The 16863-nt window shown below is 70.0% G+C and carries 15 protein-coding genes, 1 tRNA gene and 1 pseudogene; 10 read left to right on the top strand and 7 right to left on the bottom strand.

What is annotated here, in order from left to right:
- Positions 1-394 precede the first annotated feature (394 nt).
- The 5 genes and pseudogenes from FH608_RS06190 to ltrA all read left to right on the top strand — a co-directional run bounded on the left by FH608_RS06190 (position 395) and on the right by ltrA (position 4782).
- Positions 395-997 (top strand): hypothetical protein, encoded by a 603-nt coding sequence (locus FH608_RS06190; protein WP_139629307.1) that lies wholly within the window; start codon positions 395-397, stop codon positions 995-997.
- Positions 998-1063: 66 nt separating this feature from the next.
- Positions 1064-1298: pseudogene (locus FH608_RS52465) on the top strand (transposase); the annotation flags it as partial.
- Positions 1299-1653: 355 nt separating this feature from the next.
- Complete coding sequence (locus tag FH608_RS06200) at positions 1654-2067, top strand: DUF4279 domain-containing protein (RefSeq protein ID WP_139629310.1); 414 nt, start codon at positions 1654-1656, stop codon at positions 2065-2067.
- A 196-nt stretch (positions 2068-2263) separates the two neighbouring features.
- The gene (locus tag FH608_RS06205) at positions 2264-2722 is read left to right on the top strand and encodes a hypothetical protein (protein WP_139629312.1); all 459 of its coding nucleotides are present in this window, start codon (positions 2264-2266) and stop codon (positions 2720-2722) included.
- A gap of 638 nt (positions 2723-3360) precedes the next feature.
- The gene (gene ltrA, locus FH608_RS06215; RefSeq protein WP_139629314.1) at positions 3361-4782 is read left to right on the top strand and encodes a group II intron reverse transcriptase/maturase; all 1422 of its coding nucleotides are present in this window, start codon (positions 3361-3363) and stop codon (positions 4780-4782) included.
- Positions 4783-4953: 171 nt separating this feature from the next.
- On the opposite strand, the gene FH608_RS06220 is transcribed toward ltrA, so the two are convergent.
- Both FH608_RS06220 and FH608_RS06225 read right to left on the bottom strand, forming a co-directional pair.
- Positions 4954-5026 (bottom strand) — tRNA-Ala (locus FH608_RS06220).
- Between the two features lie 463 nt (positions 5027-5489).
- Complete coding sequence (locus FH608_RS06225; RefSeq protein WP_193318260.1) at positions 5490-6137, bottom strand: TetR/AcrR family transcriptional regulator; 648 nt, start codon at positions 6135-6137, stop codon at positions 5490-5492.
- Positions 6138-6262: 125 nt separating this feature from the next.
- On the opposite strand from FH608_RS06225, the gene FH608_RS06230 reads away from it, so the two are divergent.
- Positions 6263-7879: an MFS transporter gene (locus FH608_RS06230; RefSeq protein ID WP_226899055.1), complete on the top strand. Its 1617-nt coding sequence runs from the start codon at positions 6263-6265 to the stop codon at positions 7877-7879.
- 190 nt (positions 7880-8069) lie between these two features.
- Here FH608_RS06230 and FH608_RS06235 read toward each other — a convergent pair whose 3' ends face one another.
- Together FH608_RS06235 and FH608_RS52470 are read right to left on the bottom strand one after the other, a co-directional pair.
- Positions 8070-8798, bottom strand: coding sequence for an HAD-IA family hydrolase (locus FH608_RS06235; RefSeq protein WP_139629316.1), 729 nt, complete (start codon positions 8796-8798; stop codon positions 8070-8072).
- Positions 8799-8813: 15 nt separating this feature from the next.
- Entirely contained in the window at positions 8814-8933 is a 120-nt protein-coding gene (locus FH608_RS52470; RefSeq protein WP_218154143.1) for a DLW-39 family protein, read from the bottom strand.
- Positions 8934-9361: 428 nt separating this feature from the next.
- Between FH608_RS52470 and FH608_RS06240 the strand changes: the two genes are divergently transcribed.
- Positions 9362-9574: a heavy-metal-associated domain-containing protein gene (locus FH608_RS06240; protein WP_139629319.1), complete on the top strand. Its 213-nt coding sequence runs from the start codon at positions 9362-9364 to the stop codon at positions 9572-9574.
- Between the two features lie 92 nt (positions 9575-9666).
- Here the strand turns inward: FH608_RS06240 and FH608_RS06245 are convergent, their stop codons facing one another.
- Both FH608_RS06245 and FH608_RS06250 read right to left on the bottom strand, forming a co-directional pair.
- Positions 9667-10917 (bottom strand): MFS transporter, encoded by a 1251-nt coding sequence (locus tag FH608_RS06245; protein WP_139629321.1) that lies wholly within the window; start codon positions 10915-10917, stop codon positions 9667-9669.
- On the bottom strand, positions 10914-11351 hold the full coding sequence (locus FH608_RS06250; protein WP_226899057.1) for a carboxymuconolactone decarboxylase family protein: 438 nt from the start codon (positions 11349-11351) through the stop codon (positions 10914-10916). Before FH608_RS06250 ends, FH608_RS06245 begins: the two co-directional genes overlap by 4 nt.
- 79 nt (positions 11352-11430) lie before the next feature.
- On the opposite strand from FH608_RS06250, the gene pdxR reads away from it, so the two are divergent.
- On the top strand, positions 11431-12807 hold the full coding sequence (gene pdxR, locus FH608_RS06255) for a MocR-like pyridoxine biosynthesis transcription factor PdxR (RefSeq protein ID WP_139629325.1): 1377 nt from the start codon (positions 11431-11433) through the stop codon (positions 12805-12807).
- 19 nt (positions 12808-12826) lie between these two features.
- Here the strand turns inward: pdxR and FH608_RS06260 are convergent, their stop codons facing one another.
- Entirely contained in the window at positions 12827-13345 is a 519-nt protein-coding gene (locus FH608_RS06260; RefSeq protein ID WP_139629327.1) for a universal stress protein, read from the bottom strand.
- Between the two features lie 109 nt (positions 13346-13454).
- On the opposite strand from FH608_RS06260, the gene FH608_RS06265 reads away from it, so the two are divergent.
- Both FH608_RS06265 and FH608_RS51285 read left to right on the top strand, forming a co-directional pair.
- A complete protein-coding gene (locus tag FH608_RS06265) occupies positions 13455-16652 on the top strand; it encodes a BTAD domain-containing putative transcriptional regulator (RefSeq protein WP_139629329.1) in 3198 nt (1065 codons plus the stop codon).
- Between the two features lie 35 nt (positions 16653-16687).
- Complete coding sequence (locus FH608_RS51285) at positions 16688-16849, top strand: hypothetical protein (RefSeq protein WP_153260666.1); 162 nt, start codon at positions 16688-16690, stop codon at positions 16847-16849.
- Positions 16850-16863 lie beyond the last annotated feature (14 nt).

Raw genomic sequence — 16863 nt, forward strand, 5'->3', positions numbered from 1 at the left:
GATGCGGTGATCAGCCGCGTTGTTCGGTGAGTCAGGGTGAGGAACGAACCTTGGATCGTCGATCGCCCCCAAGCACGTACAGCGACCCGCCACGCCGTGGCGATCGAAGGGCTCCAGTTGTACGGCGGCGCGGCAACGCCGGTCGGAGCGAGCAGATCAGTTTGGAACCGGTGACACCCTTCGATGCGAACTCCGGTGAGGCGTACCGCTCCTGATCACCAGATACCATCCGGTGCCGTCAAGTGCTGTGGGGATGACGTCCGGTGAGGTCGGCTGCGTTCCCGTGCCAACGAGTCCGCCGACTTTTCGCTGACTCCCTCGACCTTCCAACTGCCGGCGAGCCCTCACACCTTCAGCAACCGCACACACGAGCAATGCGTGGATACTGACGGCCATGGTCATCGTCGACGCCGTCCTGGAAACCTACGACGCGGATGGCTTCACGGCCTGGCCGATCGCGCAGCCGTCGAACGACCGCCTTCTCGCGCTCTCCGGCCTGCTGTCTCCCGCCGAGGTAGGGACGGCCATGGCCGTCATCTTCAGCTACAACGGCATCCCCGTCACCCACGCCACCAACCTGACCGGCGCGCATCTGGAACAGCATCTCGCCGAAGCAGAAGGCCTAATCGCTCCCGGGGGACTGCGCTTTCGCGACAACACCACGGGCGTCACCATCGCACCCGGTTGCTGCTTCGGATTGGAGAACTGGCGGGACTGGTGGGACGTGATTGGGGGGCAAGAACCCTGGCTCGGCCACGACCCCACGCCGCACATCACACATCTGGGTAATGTCATCCAACTCCGGCAGCACGATGGTGACTCTTCTTCCATCGAGATCACCCGCGGCGAGCTCGCCAGCCTGCTCGCTACCGCCCGACAGCACCTCACTGACTTCCTCAACCTCGCACGGCAATGGGCGACGGCCACCACCCCAGCGCTGGCCGACGGGCTCATTTCAGCTCTCGACCAATACTTGCTGATCACTATGACGGAGTAAGCGCACGCCAAGGCCGTGGCTTCTTTCGATGCGAAGCATTCGCATCGATCGCTTGACGTGGCTCGCCGGCGTGTCGACGATCGGACGATCTTGGCGGCGATCGTGTACGTGACCACCACGGGGTGTGCCTGGCGGCAGGTACCGCCGGTCTTCGGCGCCTCCTGGCAGACGGTGTCCCGCCGCTTCACCGAATGGAGCGCCGCGCGCGTGAGCCAAGCTGTACCGGATCCTGCTGGACGAGCTCGGCACGCGAGGAGATCTGGACTGGTCGCGGCGCGCGGCAAAGGACGCCAACCGACGGATCGCAGACGCTCTCAGCGCGCGAGTGGAGGCGGAAAGACAAGATCGCCGCCCTGATGGCTAGTGACCCATTAATGACCTGAGCACCCCGCCACAAGATCGGTGGCGGGGTGTTCTGGCTGGTGGAGCCTAGGAGATTCGAACTTCTGACTTCCTGCTTGCAAAACGGTCTGATCTTCAGGCGCAAAGGTTTCGACCTGCGCTGAGGACCGTCCGCAAGGGACCGTGATTGACCGCTCCTACCGCCCCTAATGGCACGCTGATGGGACGACGATCAAGGTCTTGAGCAGTAGAAGCGACTGCCCCTGCGCAGTCGTGCAAGCGCCCGCCAACCCTCGAACCGCTACCGTGTTCACGTGATCGTCGAGCAGCAGGTCTACTTCATGATCCAGTCCGATGAATTGGATCCTGAGCAGATCACCCAATACGTGGGCGTCGAGCCGACTCGGTCTGAGGCGAAGGAGACACGACGCGGCAGGAAGAGTGGGCGCCTGATACCGCCACGACACGACTGGATGCTCGACTCCGGCCTTGCGGACACCACCTCACTCAATGAGCAGGCGGAAGCCGTGATGAATCAGTTGGCCGGCGCCTGGGATCGAATCGGAGAGCTGAGCGCTGGTGGCGCAGCTGCCACGTTGGTCATGCTTCGGTCGTTCGAACCGGGAGAGCGCTCCAGCCCGCGAGGCCTCGTTCTTGACGAAGAAGCCATCGGTTTTCTTCACAGAGCCGGAGCCGATCTATGGATCGACGAGTACGACTTATCGTAGGGCTGTCGATGGAGACGCCCGCGCGGTTGGCTTCGTTCACGAGATGGGGCGCCAGATGTTCGCGACTCTCGGCGTCACGCTGCCGGCGCCGCGTGCCGAGATGTTCGTGCGAACCGGCACCACCTGCGGATCTTGCCCGCCGGTGGCACCGAGCCGGGTGCGAGTGCGCGGGTCTGCCGATGAGCGTCGCACGGCGGTGAGCATCGAGAGCATGGGCGAGGCGCAGGCTGTCGAGGTCGGACGTCCCGAACCACGCCACGGCGTCGTGCTCGTCCGGCGCGGCGTTGAGGGGTGTCCCGGTCCAGCTGTCGACCAACCAGATCTGCATGGCGAACGTCGCGGTCCGGATCTCATGCATCGGCGGGCCGGACGGCTCAGGTCAGCTGGCATGGCAAACGTTGTGATTTGGGTGAAGCCCTATGAGGCCGCTAATCACACCCCAGGCACAGAGGGCCACAAGGGCCTATGCGGCTGGCATGGGACGACTTTGGGGCGTGGTCCGTGTCCGAACGAACCGTACGCGAGCGTGAAGCTCAGATACGCGGACTACGAGCCTGTGCAGTCGGCATGCATCGAGGCCCTCAAGGAGATCTCACAGCGCTACGGCTTCGCGATCCCGCAGGAGTACAGCGAGCGTGTAGTGGAGAACAGTTGATGTCGTAGCTGTACTTCTCAGCTGTAGTGCGCCACGAGGCGCTGTGTGACCGAGTGGAGGTGAAAGGACTCCACCGCCTGGCTGTCGCAGCAGCCGGGTGGAGCTGAGGGCAGCCTGATCCGGGGGACGCCGGTGAGGGTGGCAAGCAGCCCTGACAACGGGGAGACGGGCCAGAACTGCCAGATGGCTCGGGCTCCTCTAGCGAGATGAGAAGGTGCACGCGAGAAACCAGTGCTAAAGCCCCGTAAGCGAGGTGCCGGCTCCAACCTGGTGGATATGGGCCGGTGTGCAGTGCGTGACCACCCCAGGGTCATTCCTCGATGTGGTCAACTCCGAAGCCGGTCGACAGCGCCGGTGGGGAGGCCACGCTGAAAGCCTGCGGCGTAGGCGTGGCGATGCTGTCGGAGCATGAGCTGGGCGCCTCCCTCATCGATCGGTCATGCAGTGAACGTGGGAACCGCTCGTGGTCGCTCTTGGTTCCGGTCGGCCAGACCGAGATCGGGGGCAGGTCCGTCGCCGACTGACGGCCGCGGGTGGGACGGAGGTCTCGTAGTAGTCCGAGGGCGGGAAAGCCGCCCGCATGGCGAAGGAGACCAGCAGATCCGCAGGAAGGATGCTGGAATGCCGGGAGCGCGTCGGTGAACATCGGCGATCTGGAGGCGGCCCTGTTCAGGGCTGAGCGTCGGGTACTGGAGATCCAGACCAAACTGCACCGTTGGGCGGCCGCTGATGGCGGTCGCCGGTTCGACGACCTGTTCAACCTGGTGTGTGACCCGGCCTTCCTGCTGGTGGGCTGGGATCGGGTGCGGGGCAACAAGGGAGCACGCACGGCCGGGATCGACGGCAAGACTGTCATCTCCATCCAAGCCCGTATCGGGGTGGAGGAGTTCCTGGCCGGGCTGCGGACCAGCCTGAAGGGCGGAGTGTTTCGCCCGCTGCCGGTGCGCGAGCGGATGATCCCCAAACCGGGCACGGCCAAGCGCCGCCGGTTAGGGATCCCGACCGTGGCCGACCGGGTGGTCCAGGCATCCTTGAAGCTGGTGTTGGAGCCGATCTTCGAGGCGGATTTCCAGCCGTGTTCCTACGGCTTTCGCCCGAACCGGCGCGCGCAGGACGCGGTCTCCGAGGTCCAGTACCTGACCAGCCGCTCTTATGAGTGGGTGGTGGAGGCCGACATCGCGGCCTGCTTCGATGAGATCTCCCATCCGGCCCTGATGGACCGGATCCGTGGGCGGATCTGCGACAAGCGGGTGCTCGCGCTGATCAAGGCGTTCCTCAAGGCCGGGATCCTCGGGGAGGATCAGGTGCGCAGGAACACCCACACCGGCACCCCGCAGGGCGGGATCTTGTCACCGTTGCTGGCCAATGTGGCCCTGTCGGTCCTGGACGAGCATTTCGCCGCCCAGGTCGGCGACTACTTCAGCAGGCGACGGCGTCGCCATCGCGGGCTGGCCAACTACCGGCTGATCCGGTACGCGGACGACTTCGTGGTGGTCGTCTCTGGAACGAGAGCGCACGCCGAAGCCGTGCTGCAGGAGGTGGCGGGGGTTCTTGCCCCGCTGGGACTGCGACTGGCGGCCGACAAGACCCGTGTCGTGCACATCACCCAGGGACTGGACTTCCTGGGGTGGCGTATCCAGCGTCACCGCAAGCGAGGAACCAAAGATCAGCACTACGTCTACACCTACCCGTCGAAGAAGGCGCTGGCCGCCATCACGGCGAAGGTCAAGGCGTGGTGCTGGCAGGACGTGAACATGCCGTTCCCGGTCCTGGCGCGTCGGCTCAATCAGATGCTCCGGGGCTGGACGGCCTACTTCCGACCCGGCGTCTCCAGCGCCACATTCGGCTATCTCAGCCACGTGCTCTGGCGGCAGGTGTTCGGCTGGCTGCGGCGCAAACACCGCCGCACCACCTGGAGACAGCTTCGACGCCACTACTGCCGAGGAGGCTGGTGGCCGACCACCAGCGAGGCGACCCTGTTCGACCCGGCGACGGTCAGCACCACTCGTTACCGCTACCGGGGAGGCGCGATTGCCTCGCCCTGGCCACTGACGGCATGACGAACCTTCCCCACAACGGGATCTGTGGAGAGCCGGATGCGGTGAAAGTCGCATGTCCGGTTCGGGAGGCGGGCCGAGGAGACGGGTCAATTCGATACCGCGCCTCGGCTCGACCTCACCAAGCTCGAAAAGGCCACTTCCCGATCATGGGGAGTGGCCTTCCACGTGCAGTGGAGCCTAGGAGATTCGAACTCCTGACTTCCTGCTTGCAAAGCAGGCGCTCTGCCAACTGAGCTAAGGCCCCCTGATTAGGCCCGTGACCTGCGGAAATCATCCACAAGGGTCGCTGGGCTCCGTGGCACACCGTATCAAGTGCATAGCCTTCGCCGCCACTCGGTACGCCCGCGCAAGCCCGGCCCTGCCCGGCCTTTCGCCTCCGGAGAAGCTCGCGTCGATGCTGCCCCGGCGACCGTCATCCCGTTCAGCTGGCTCGGCAAGAGCGGCATCACACCTCGCCAAGCCGGACGTCCGCCCGCGCTGTCAGGCCGGCGCCTGCCACCGCAGGTCTGGGCTGATCATCCGGTCCTCGATGAGGAGGGCAAGAGCCTGCGGATGATCGCAGTGCACGTCGGATCGATGACTGCTCTGACTGGTGGATCCGCGCGGGGTTAACGCCGTTCCGGGAGTGTGGGTGCTTGGGCGGGGGGCCTCAGGGGTGGGGCGGGCTGCTGGTGACGAACGTGCGGTTACCGGGGCGATTGCGGTGGTCAGGGTTCTTCCGGCCATGGCGTCAGGGTGGGTGGTTCGCCGGGGAGGGGGGTGGGGTCGGGGATGCGGAGGCCGTCCAGGATGACCTGGAGGTTGCGGTCCCACTGGCGGGTGCCTGTCTGGAGGCCCAGCGTGTGGGGGCCGGTGGAGGAGGCGGCGGCCATGAGGAAGGCCACGTCTTCCCAGGTCACGTCCGTGCGCATCGCTCCGGCCTGTTGGGCTCGCTTCACCAGGAGTTGGATGCGGTCGCGAAGCTCGGCTCGGGAGTGGTCCAGGACGTCGCCGAGGCGCTTGTTGACGTCGCACAGCTCGTTGCGGAGATGGATGTAGGAGAGGGCGAACGCGGTGAAGCCGGACCAGGGGTCGGGGTCGGCCAGTCCGTCGTCGCCCTTGGTGATGATCTCGCCTAGCACCTCGCCGAGGACCGCCTCGAGCAGGGATTCGAGGGTGCCGACACGGCGGTAGAACGTGCCGATGCCCACGCCGGCGCGGCGGGCGATCTCGTGGGCGGTGATCTCGCCGCCCTCGACGGCGGCCTGGCGGGCGGCGACGACGAGGCGTTCCACGTTGCGCCGGGCGTCGGCGCGCGGACGTCGGCCGGAGCCGTCGTCGAGGAGCCGGTCCACCGCAGGCATTGCCGCTGTCATACGGCCAGCCTAGCAATAAGTGGACGAAACCGGTCCGATTTAAATGGACAAGAGGCGTCCGCTTGCGCTAGCGTCTGGATCCGGACGTGTGGCGTCCGCTTAGTGCTGGAAACGTGAGGTCGATCATGCCCAAGATTCCGCCGGGTCCGATGAAGATCACGGCGCTGGCCGCCGGGTTCGTCATGGCGAGCCTGGACACCACCGTGATGCAGGTCGCCGGGGCCACGATCCAGGAGCGCCTCCATGCGTCCCTCTCCCAGCTCACCTGGGCCGTGGACGGCTATGTCCTCACCTTCGCCGCCCTGCTTATGCTGGCCGGCGGACTGGCGAACCGGGTGGGCGCGAGACGTGTCTATGCGTGGGGTATGGCGATTTTCGGTGTCGCGTCTCTGGCCAGTGCGCTGGCACCGGGCATCGAGGTGCTGATCGCGGCGCGGCTCCTCCAGGGGGTCGGGGCGGCGCTGTTCATGCCGAGCTCGCTCGCGCTGCTGGTGCAGGCCTTCCCCGACCCGCGCGAACGCGCCAGGGTGCTGGGCATCTGGTCGGCGATCGTGTCCTCGTCCATGGCGCTGGGCCCGACGATCGGCGGCATCATGGTCAGCGCGTTCGGGTGGCCGAGCATCTTCCTGATCAACCTGCCGGTCGGCATCGCGGGCATGCTCCTCACCCGCCGGTACATCACCGGAACCGGAGGGGACGGCCGGCCGCCGGCGGTCCCCGGGCACGCCGCCGTCATTCTCCTGCTGGCCTGCGCCAGCTTCGCGCTGATCGAGGGGCCGCAGCTCGGCTGGACCGCCGCCCCGGTCGTCGGCGCCATCGCCGCCGCGGCGCTCGCCGCCGTCCTGCTCATCGTCCGCGAGCGTCGGACGGACAATCAGGTGATGCCGTGGGCACTGTTCCGCGACGCCCGCTTCACCGGCGCCAACGCCGTGGGCTTCCTGTTCAACGCCGCGTTCTACGGCTCGCTCTTCGCGATCGGCCTGTACGTCCAGCACGCCCGCGGCGCGAGCCCGCTCCAGGCCGGGCTGCAGATCCTGCCTCTCACGATCCTCATCCCGTTCAGCAACATCGCCTTCGCCCGCATCTCCGCGCGCGTCGCGGTCGGCCCCCTCCTCGCGGTCTCCTTCCTGGTCGCAGGGGCCTCCTCGCTGGCCCTGGCCGCCCTCGTGCCCTCCACCCCGTACTGGACGGCGGCCGTCGCCCTCGGAGTGACCAGCGTCGCGTCCGGGATCATCTCCCCCGCCATGACGACGGCCACGATGAACGCGGCGGGCACCCGGCACGCCAACACCGCGGGTTCGGTGCTCAACGCCAACAGGCAGATCGGCTCCCTCATCGGCATCGCCTCCGTCGGCGCCGTCCTGGCCGTCACCCCTGGCTGGGCTGGCGGAGCGACCCTCTCGTTCCTCCTCGTCGGTGCCGCCTACATCGCCGGAGCTGTGATCGCCTGGCGCCTCATCCACCTGCCTGAACGTCGCCAGGCCAGCGCCCTCACTTACCCCAGCTCAAGGACCCCAGCACCCCAGTCGTCCCAACCCGACGTCCCACGTCCCGAGGTCCGAACGTCCCGACGTCCCGACCTCCCGAGGTCCGAGCGTCCCGACTTCCCCGCCTCGCGACGTCCCAACCCGACGTCCCAACCGTCCCAAACGTCCCAAGCGACCGTCCCAACCGTCCCCGACAACCTCCCATGCGGTGCTAGCTCCGCTCCGGATCGGGGACAGCCATTCTCTGGACGGTGACGGCGAGGCAAGGCATTTGGGCACCTGATCTACGGAAAAGGCGGGTTGGAATGAGATGCGAGTCGCGTAACAACCGCAATCTGATCAGTCGCAGGCCGCAGGAGGTGCTTTGGCCGCCTGGCATGCGAAAGGCCAGGACGCTACCGTCCTGGCCGCGCTCCGTGAGCCAAGCCCCTTCGACGAAGGTGGCTTACCGGGCGGACGACGCAATGTGCGCCGGGCCGAGGTCATCGCTCAGTATCAGGCCGGGGAAGTCGGCGATCGACTCGAGGATGTGGGTGGCGCCGCCCTTGAGGAGGCGTTCGCGGCTGTGGACGCCCGTGAGGACGCCGGCCACGATCGAGGCCCCCGAGCGTTTGCCGCACAGCATGTCGCTCTCGGAGTCGCCGATGACGGCCACGTTGCGTACGTCGTTCACTCCGAGCCGGAGCACCGCGTGCAGGACCATGTCGGGCCAGGGGCGGCCGCGGCCGCCGGCGTCTTCGGGGGAGATGGCAAGGTCGATCTTGTCGTGCCAGCCGAGCACGCTGAGGACACGGCCCAGGGTGGCGCGGCTGAAACCGGTGATCAGGGCGAGCTTGATGCCGGTGCCGCGGAGCTTGTCGAGGACCTCCAGGGCTCCGGGCATGGGTGTGAGACCTGCCCGCTCCAGGGCGCCCTCGTAGGAGCGCTCGAACGTCAGGTTCGCCGCTTGCGCCTGGGCCTCGTTTCCGGGGAAGATCCCACGGAAGACATCGATCTTGGGGCAGCCCCGGGACCGGTGCACGTGAACCATGGCACGCGCGTACGCTCCGGTCCCGGGCACTATGCCCTGGGTCGCGATCGCCTCTGCGAAGGCGCGCTCGACCATGGCGATGTCACCGACTGTGGTGCCTGCCAGGTCCAGGCACACCAGCTTGATGGGGACGACGTCACTCATCGCCTCGCCGGTCGGTTAGTTCTCGGTGCCGGTCGCCTCGGTCCAGAGATCGAGCTCGGCGCGGTCGGCCTGCACCTTACGCCAGATCAGCAACCCCCCAAGGGCAATCAGCGCCAGAACGAGCAGCTTCTTCACGGTGTGACCCCACTTCTTCGACGGCCTCACCTGCCGGGGTGAGACCCAACGGTTGACAAGCAGCCTAGCAAGGGATGGCTGCGCTCCCTGTGTTGTGCGCGGACCAGATGTGCGGAATGTGCGGAGAACGCGTGTTCAGCACCAGGTCAGGGGCGACACGCCGACCCCCGACGGCCTCTTGGTCCCCCCTTCGGGCCGTGCCGGGCACCCGCCGGCCTGTGTCCGCCTCTGGTATCGGTTATCTCACGCAACAGCTCGATCATGCCAAATATCGTGCCTCGTTGCGCACGTCCGGGCCGGCCGAACGTGCGCGGGATGATGCGTGTCAGATGGCGGGGCCGTATCCGATGCCGGTTATACCCCTGGGGGGTACGGTGTTAGGCTCGGGTACGTTCGCGAGGGGCGACACACGTAACGAGGAGATCGGCATGAGCACCGTCGCATACACCGTGAAGGGCATGACCTGTGGCCACTGCGTGAGCTCGGTGAAGGAGGAGGTTGGCGAGGTCGCGGGGGTCACCTCTGTGGAGGTGGATCTGGGGAGCGGGCTGCTGACGGTCAACAGCGAGGGGCCGGTCGATCCGGCGGAGATCGTCGCTGCGGTCAAGGAGGCCGGATATGAGGTGGCGGGCGATCGATGAGGGGGCGGACGGCATGAGAGGGCCGGCGATCGGGGCTGATCGGGCCCGGGCCGTCCGCCATGGACATCCGGGCGTCGGGCTGGGGCGGGCGGCTACGTGTCCGCGGGCTGGGTGCGCAGGAGTGCCGCTTGGTGGTTGGCGAGTGGTGGTGAAGGACGCGTGGTGGTCGTTCCGCGCGTACGCTGCCCCCACCTGACCGCCGGTCCCATCGCGGCGCCAGAAGCGGCGAACACCGCCCCCATGGCCAGCCACCCGATCGTCCCCCCGCCCAGCACCAGCGTGGTGAGCACGACGGGTCCGAGCATCCTGGCCACCGCCGTTCCCGTGCCGAAGAAGCCCTGGTACTGCCCCTGCTTGTCCTCGGGGGCGAGCCCGAAGCTGATCTCCCAGGAGCCGGAGGCCAGCAGCATCTCCCCGAGCACCTGGAGGCCGGCGGCCGCGAGGAGGAACGGCCAGCCGTACGGGCTCAGCGCGAAGACCGCGCACGAGGCCAGCAGCACCAGGCCGGCGTGCCGCACCGACAGGGTGGCGCTGCGCAGGCCCTTCACCCGCCGGGCCACCCGCACCTGGAACAGCACCACGGTGCCGGTGTTGATCAGGAGCAGTACGGAGAACATCCAGGTGGGCGCGGTCGTGCGTGACGCGATCCAGAGCGGCAGCACCACGCTGAGCAGTGGCATGTAGAAGAGCATCACCGCGTTGATGAGCGTGATGAGGACGTAGGGCCGGTCCCTGAGGACAGCCTGCCGGGGAGCGCGGGAGGAGACGTCCGCGAGCCGCAGCCCGGACGTTCGTACGGCGGGCAGTCTGAGCAGCAGCACCGCGGCGGCCACGAAGCCCAACGCGTCGAGCGCGAACACCGCCACATACGCGGCCCGCGTGTCGAGATGCAGGGCGAGCCCGCCCAGGGCGGCGCCGATGGCCAGGCCGCCGTTCAACGTGGCCTGGAGGCCGGCCCGCACCGCCGTGCGTTCCGCGGGCGGCACCAGCGCGGCGAGGAGGGCCTGGCGGGCGGCCGACAGGCCCGTCTGCGCGGTGCCGTACAGGCAGGCGACCAGGACGAACAGGGCGAACGAGTGGATGAAGACGAACGAGGCGACCGCCGTGGCGGTCGTGAGCGCGAGGAGCACGGCGACGCCGCGCGGGCCGCGCCGGTCCGCCAGGTGGCCGAGTGGCACCCCGGCCACCGAGCCGACGGCCCAGCCCAGCGTGAGGCCGAGGCCGATCTCGGTGGCCGGAAGGCCGACGATCCTGGCGAAGTAGAACGCGGAGGTGACGAGGTAGACGCCGTCGCCCACCGCGTTCGCAAGCTGGGCGTAGGCCAGGATTCGCCGGTATTTCATGGCTTGTAGGAGGGAGGGGTCATCCGGGTGGACACTGCCATCCGGTTCCAGAAGTTGATGGTCGCCACGGCGACGACCAGCGTCGCCATCTCCTTCTCCGAGAAGTGCTCGGCGGCCCGCGCCCAGATCTCGTCCGTGACGTCCTCGGTGGACAGCCGGGTGGCGGCCTCGGTGAAGGCCAGGGCGGCGCGTTCGCGCTCGGTGAAGAACGGCGACTCCTGCCACACGGCCACGGAGTGCAGCCGGGCGTCGCTCTCGCCCGCCTGCTTGGCGTCGGCGCTGTGCATGTCCACGCAGTAGACGCAGCCGTTGATCTGGCTGGCGCGCAGGCAGATGAGGTCGAGGAGCTGCTTGGGGAGCGTGCTCCGCGTGACGAACGCGTCCAGCGCGCCCGCGTGCCGGTAGACGTCGCCGACCAGGGGTCCGAGTTCCATTCGTTGTGTCATGAGACCATCTTGGAACTCGTCTTGTCCCGATATAAGCTCCAATTTCTAGCGATTTGATTGGGCCAAGATGGATCTCCACATCACCCTGGAAGGCCGCGGTGACCTGGCCGCACAGGTCTACCGCCAGCTCCTCGACGCCATCCTCGACGGCCGCCTCAGATCGGGCGAACGGCTCCCGCCGACCAGGGAGCTGGCCCGGCGGCTGGAGATCTCCAGGAACACCGTCGCCCTGGCCTACGACCGGCTGGTCGCGGACGGGTTCCTGGTGGGGCGGGCGGGAGCGGGCACGTTCGTGTCGGCCGAGCCCGTACGCGGCAGGGCCGCCCCGAAGGGTGTCGTGCGCCCGCGCGCGATCTGGCGCGAGCTCGGCACCCCGACGGCCCTGCCCGCCGGCCGGTACGACTTCCGCGTCGGCGTGCCCGACGCCCGCCTGTTCCCCATGGAGGCCTGGCGCCGGCTGGTGGCCCGCGAGCTGCGGATCGGCATCGCCTCGTACGGCCGCCCGGCGGGACACGAGCCCCTGCGCGGGGCCATCTCCCGGCACATCGGCATCAGCCGCTCGGTCCACGCGGGACCCGGCGACGTGCTGATCACGAACGGCGCCCAGCAGGCGCTCGACCTCATCGGCCGCGTCCTGATCGAGCCGGGCGCCTGCGTGGCCGTCGAGGAGCCCGGCTACCCGCCGGCCCGCACGCTGTTCCGCTCGCTGGGCGCCCGCGTGACCGGCGTGCCGGTGGACGCGGAGGGCATCGACGTGGGGGCCATCCCCCGCGCCGCCCGCATCGTGTACGTCACGCCGTCGCACCAGTTCCCGCTGGGCACGCCCATGTCGCTGGCCCGCCGCGCCGCCCTGCTGGCCTGGGCCGAGCGCCGCAACGCGGTGGTGATCGAGGACGACTACGACAGCGAGTTCCGCTTCGGCGAGCGCCCGCTGGAGCCGCTGCAGAGCCTCGACCGCGCGGGCCGGGTGATCTACGTGGGCTCGTTCTCCAAGACCCTGCTCCCCATGCTGAGGCTCGGCTTCCTGGTCGCCCCGGCCTCGCTCGCGCCCGCGCTGCGCGAGGCGAAGCGGCTGTCCGACTGGCACAGCGACGTGCCCACGCAGGCGGCGCTGGCCCGCTTCATCGACGAGGGGCTGCTGGCCAGGCACATCAGGAAGGCGACCCGTGAATACGCCGCCAGGCACGCCATGATCGCCGACACGCTGGACGGTGACGAGCGCCTGCGGCTGGTCCCGTCCACGGCGGGCCTGCACCTGTGTGCCCGCCTGGCGCCAGGGGTGTCCGTACGTCCGCTGCCGGGGCTGGTGGTCGAGCGGCTGGAGGCGTACTGCGGGGAGAGCCCGGCCCTGCCCGGTCTGGTCCTGGGGTACGGCGGCATCATGAGGGACGACATCCCGGAAGGGCTCCGGCTGCTGCGGCATGCGCTGACAGAGCAGCACTAGAAAGCCGCCGAGCTGGGCCCTAGGGATGGCGGCGGCTCCAGAAGCGTCTGGCCCGGTCGTGCGACAGCTCGGGCTCGTCGGGGGGCGCGGGCTGCCGCACGATGACGACGGTAGTGCGGGCGTGGCGGGCGCAGTACATGCTGGTCGAGGGCAGGAAGATGCGGCTGAGCAGGCCGCGCCGGCCCCGCCCCAGCACCAGCAGGTCTCCTTCACGGGCCAGGTCGACGAGGTGGTAGCCGGGGTCGCCGACCCGGCCGACCACGGCCGTCGTGAGGTCGTCGGGCATCCCGCCCGCGACGTCCTCGAACACGCCCGTGACCACCTCGGTGCAGCGTGCCTCCTCGCCCGACCTGAGCGCGTGCTGGACGGGCAGCGCCTCGGGGAAGGGGTGGACGGGCGCGCGGCTCACGTGCACGGCGACCAGGGCCATCCGGTGCAGCCTGGCCACCCCGATGGCCCAGGCCAGCGCCCAGCGCGAGGCCGGGGACTCGTCCACCCCGACGATCAGCCTCGCGCCGCCGGGCAGTTCCTGTTCCACGGTGCCTCCTGTTGAGAAGTACGACCATAGTGCGCCGCCCTGTCTCTTACCGGGAGGTGGCACTTTCGAACTCTGGAGTCCCTCGCGAGCCCCGGCGTAGCATGCGGGGGTGGAACGAGGGTGGGTGCGGCCCCGTCCCGCCCTCGACCGGCGGCTGGACGGAGCGCTCACGCACAGGCTCACCTCGCTCGTCGCAACTACAGGCTACGGGAAGTCGACCGCGCTGGCCGGTTGGAGCCAGGCCGTCGGGGCGGTGTTGCACCGGCTCGGGCCCGCCGACCGCGACCTTCCGACGCTGGCGGGCGCGGTCGCGGCGGCCCTGTCGGAGAAGGTGCCCGGGCTGCCCGCCGACCTGGTGACGGCCGCGTCGGCCCCGCTCGGGCCCGACGCCGACGAGCTGTCCAGGGCGTCCGCGCTGGCGGGCGCGCTGGCCGAGGCCCTGGCCAGGCGGCTGCGGCGCGGGCTCGCGCTGGTCTTCGACGGCATCGACGCGATCGCGGGCGTGCCGGGGTCCGTCCGTTACGTGGAGACGCTCGTACGCGCCGCGCCCCGTCAGCTGCACGTGGTCACCGCGTCGCGGGCGCCGCTGCCGTTCCCGACCGCGCGGCTGCGCCAGGACCACGAGGTGCTCGACTTCGACGCGACGGATCTCGCGCTCACGCCGGACGAGACCGCCGCCTGGGCGCGCGACCGGCTGGGCGAGCCGGGCGCGGCCATCGCCGCCACGCTGCACGACGCCTGCGGCGGCTGGCCGGCGGCGGTGCAGGCCGCGCTCGAGGCGCTGGCCCGCGAGGACCCCGCCGGCTGGCCCCGCACGGCCGCCGGCCTGGCCGCGAACTCCGCCACGCTCGAACGGCTCACGCTGGCCGCGTACCGGGACCTGCCGGCGGCCATGCGCGAGCCGCTGCGCGCCGCGACCGTCCTGCCCGTGCTGACCGCCGAGCTGGCGGCCGTGCTCGGCGCGCCGCCCGGCACGCTCGACTCGCTGACGAGCCGCGGCCTCTTCCTCGAAGCCGGTCAGGACGGCCACCGGCTCACCTCGACCAGCAGGCACGTGCTGGCCAGGCACGCCCCGCTCGACAGCAGCGAGGCGCACGACGTGGCGGCGGTCGCGTCCCGCTGGTACATCGAGCACGACCAGCCCGAGCTGGCCCTGCGCGCGGCCGTCGCGACCGGGCATCCCGGCCTGGCGGCCTCCCTGCTGGACGCGTACGGCCTGCGCCTGGCGGAGCGCGGTGACGTGATCGCCGCGCTGGAGCTGCTGCCCGAGCCGGTCCGCCGCTCCCCGGCGATGACCAAGCTGGCCGGCATCGCCGAGCAGAACCGCGGCCACTGGACCCGCGCCCGGGAGCTGCTGGCCGAGGCCGCCGAGGGGCCGGCGTTCGACGCGCTCGTGGCCAGGCGGCTCGGCCTCATCGACCACCTGCGCGGTGACCTCGACGCGGCGCTCGCCATGTACGCCAGGGGAGACGCGTACGGCCTGCCGGCCGCCGACGCCGCCATGTGCGCCGCGTCCCAGGCGTCGGTGCTCTGGCTGAAGGGCGACCGGGCGGGCTGCGCCGAGCTCGCGGACAGGGCGCTAGAGCAGGCCGGCGCCGTGGGAGACCCGAGCGCGCTCGCGATGGCCCACACGGTGCTGGCCATGCTCGCCGCACTCGACGGCGACCGCCGCGCGAACGACGCCCACTACCTGCGCGCCCTGGAGTACGCCGAGCGCGCGGGCGACATCGTCCAGCTCATCCGCATCCACGCCAACCGGGCCTCCCGCTACCTGGACGAGGGCGCCTACGCCGACGCGCTGGCCGAGACGGAGATCGGCGGCAGGCTGTCCGATCTGGTGTCGTTCGCCCCCTACGCCGCCCTGAACGTCTCCAACCGCGCCAAGGCCCTGACCGGCCTCGGCCGCCTGGAGGAGGCGGCCACCGAGGCGGCCGACGCGGTGGCCCGGTGGGAGGCGATGGGCTCCGGGCTGGTCGGCACGGGCCTGAACCGGCTCGCCGAGATCCAGGTGCTGCGCGGCGACCGCGCCACGGCCGCCGCGATCTACCGGCGGGTGATCGCGGACCTGGCGCCGTCTGGCGAGGTGCAGTCGCTGTCCAACGCGCTCAACGGCCTGGCCGAGCTGCTGGCCGAGGACGATCCGGCCGAGGCGGCCCGCGTCGCCGGGCGGGCGCTGAAGCACACCGGCGGCATCGCGGGGGTGACCGCCAGGGTCGTGGCCGCTCGGGTTGCGCTCGCGGGCGGGCGGCGCGACGAGGTGCGGGCGCTGCTCGACGAGACCGAGCCGGTGGCGGCGAGCCGCAGGGACCACGCGGCCCTGGCCGCCGTCGCCGAGCTGCGGGCCGAGCTGGACGGCGACGCGCGGGCGGCCGACGAGGCGGTGCGCAGGTGGACGATGCTCGGCGACCCGATCGGGCGGGCCAGGGCCGAGCTGGTCAGGGCGGCCCTGGCCGGCCCGGCGACCGGCGCCGGCGCGGCCGAGCGGGTGCGCGAGCGCATGCACGCGATCGGCTGCCGTGCCCTCGACGGCCGGATCGACGCGCTGGTCGCCCGTGCCGCGCCCGCGCCCGGCGCGCGGGTGGTCGTCGAGACCCTGGGAACGTTCCGGGTGCTGCGGGGCGGCGTGCCGGTCCCGCGTACGGCCTGGCAGTCGCGCAAGGCCCGCGACCTGCTGAAGATCCTGGTCAGCCGCCGGGGTGGCGGGATCGGCAGGGAGCGGCTGGTCGAGATCCTCTGGCCGGGCCAGGAGGGCGAGGCGGTCGGGCTGCGGCGGCTGAACGTCATGGTGTCCACGCTGCGGGCGGTGCTGGATCCGGCGCGCGAGAGGCCGGCGGACGACTTCGTGGTCTCGGACGAGGGCACGCTGCGGCTCGACCTGTCCAACATCGACGTCGATGTCGAGAAATTTCTGGATCTGGTGGGTGAGGCCGTCCGGCTCGATCAGTCCGGACGTACGTCCGAGGCGCTGGAGCGGTGGGCGGCGGCCGAGAGCGCGTACGGCGGGGAGTTCTGCGAGGAGGACGACTACGCCGACTGGGCCGTCGGACTGCGCGAGCAGGCCCGGCTGGCCTACACGCAGGCGGCGGCCCGGCTCGCCACGGCGCGGGCGGACGAGCGGCGCCACGACGAGGCGGCCCGCTACTGGCTGCGGCTGCTGGAGCGCGACCGCTACGACGAGCGCGCCCACCTCGGCCTGGTGCGGGTGCTCGACCGGGCGGGCCGCCGCGGCGACGCGCGCAGGCGCTACCACCTCTACGCCGAGCGGATGCGCGAGCTGGAGGTCGAGCCCGCCCCGTACCCCACCTGAACCAGACCTGAACAGGACGGCGAGATGGTTCCCAGATGAGAACGGTCATCGTCCGGCTGGTCGAGCCCGAGCAGTCCGGCGGCCAGCTCCGCGGGCTGCTCGAAGAGGTGGGGGGTGAGGCGGTGCCGTTCACGGGCGCGGAAGCGCTCGTCGAGCTGCTGCGTGCCGCCGCCGGGATCGGCCGGGATCCGGCCTGAACCTCGCGCGAACC

Origin of the sequence: Nonomuraea phyllanthi (assembly GCF_006334985.2) — a bacterium.
GTDB classification, from domain to species: domain Bacteria; phylum Actinomycetota; class Actinomycetes; order Streptosporangiales; family Streptosporangiaceae; genus Nonomuraea; species Nonomuraea phyllanthi.

Excerpts from the sequence above, each read along its gene's own strand:
- FH608_RS06235 (WP_139629316.1), bottom strand. The coding sequence starts at position 8,798 with ATGAGTGACGTCGTCCCCATCAAGCTGGTGTGCCTGGACCTGGCAGGC.
- FH608_RS06190 (WP_139629307.1), top strand. The coding sequence starts at position 395 with ATGGTCATCGTCGACGCCGTCCTGGAAACCTACGACGCGGATGGCTTC.
- pdxR (WP_139629325.1), top strand. The coding sequence starts at position 11,431 with ATGGATCTCCACATCACCCTGGAAGGCCGCGGTGACCTGGCCGCACAG.
- FH608_RS06230 (WP_226899055.1), top strand. The coding sequence starts at position 6,263 with ATGCCCAAGATTCCGCCGGGTCCGATGAAGATCACGGCGCTGGCCGCC.
- FH608_RS06240 (WP_139629319.1), top strand. The coding sequence starts at position 9,362 with ATGAGCACCGTCGCATACACCGTGAAGGGCATGACCTGTGGCCACTGC.
- FH608_RS51285 (WP_153260666.1), top strand. The coding sequence starts at position 16,688 with ATGAGAACGGTCATCGTCCGGCTGGTCGAGCCCGAGCAGTCCGGCGGC.
- FH608_RS06245 (WP_139629321.1), bottom strand. The coding sequence starts at position 10,917 with ATGAAATACCGGCGAATCCTGGCCTACGCCCAGCTTGCGAACGCGGTG.
- FH608_RS06225 (WP_193318260.1), bottom strand. The coding sequence starts at position 6,137 with ATGACAGCGGCAATGCCTGCGGTGGACCGGCTCCTCGACGACGGCTCC.
- FH608_RS06250 (WP_226899057.1), bottom strand. The coding sequence starts at position 11,351 with ATGGAACTCGGACCCCTGGTCGGCGACGTCTACCGGCACGCGGGCGCG.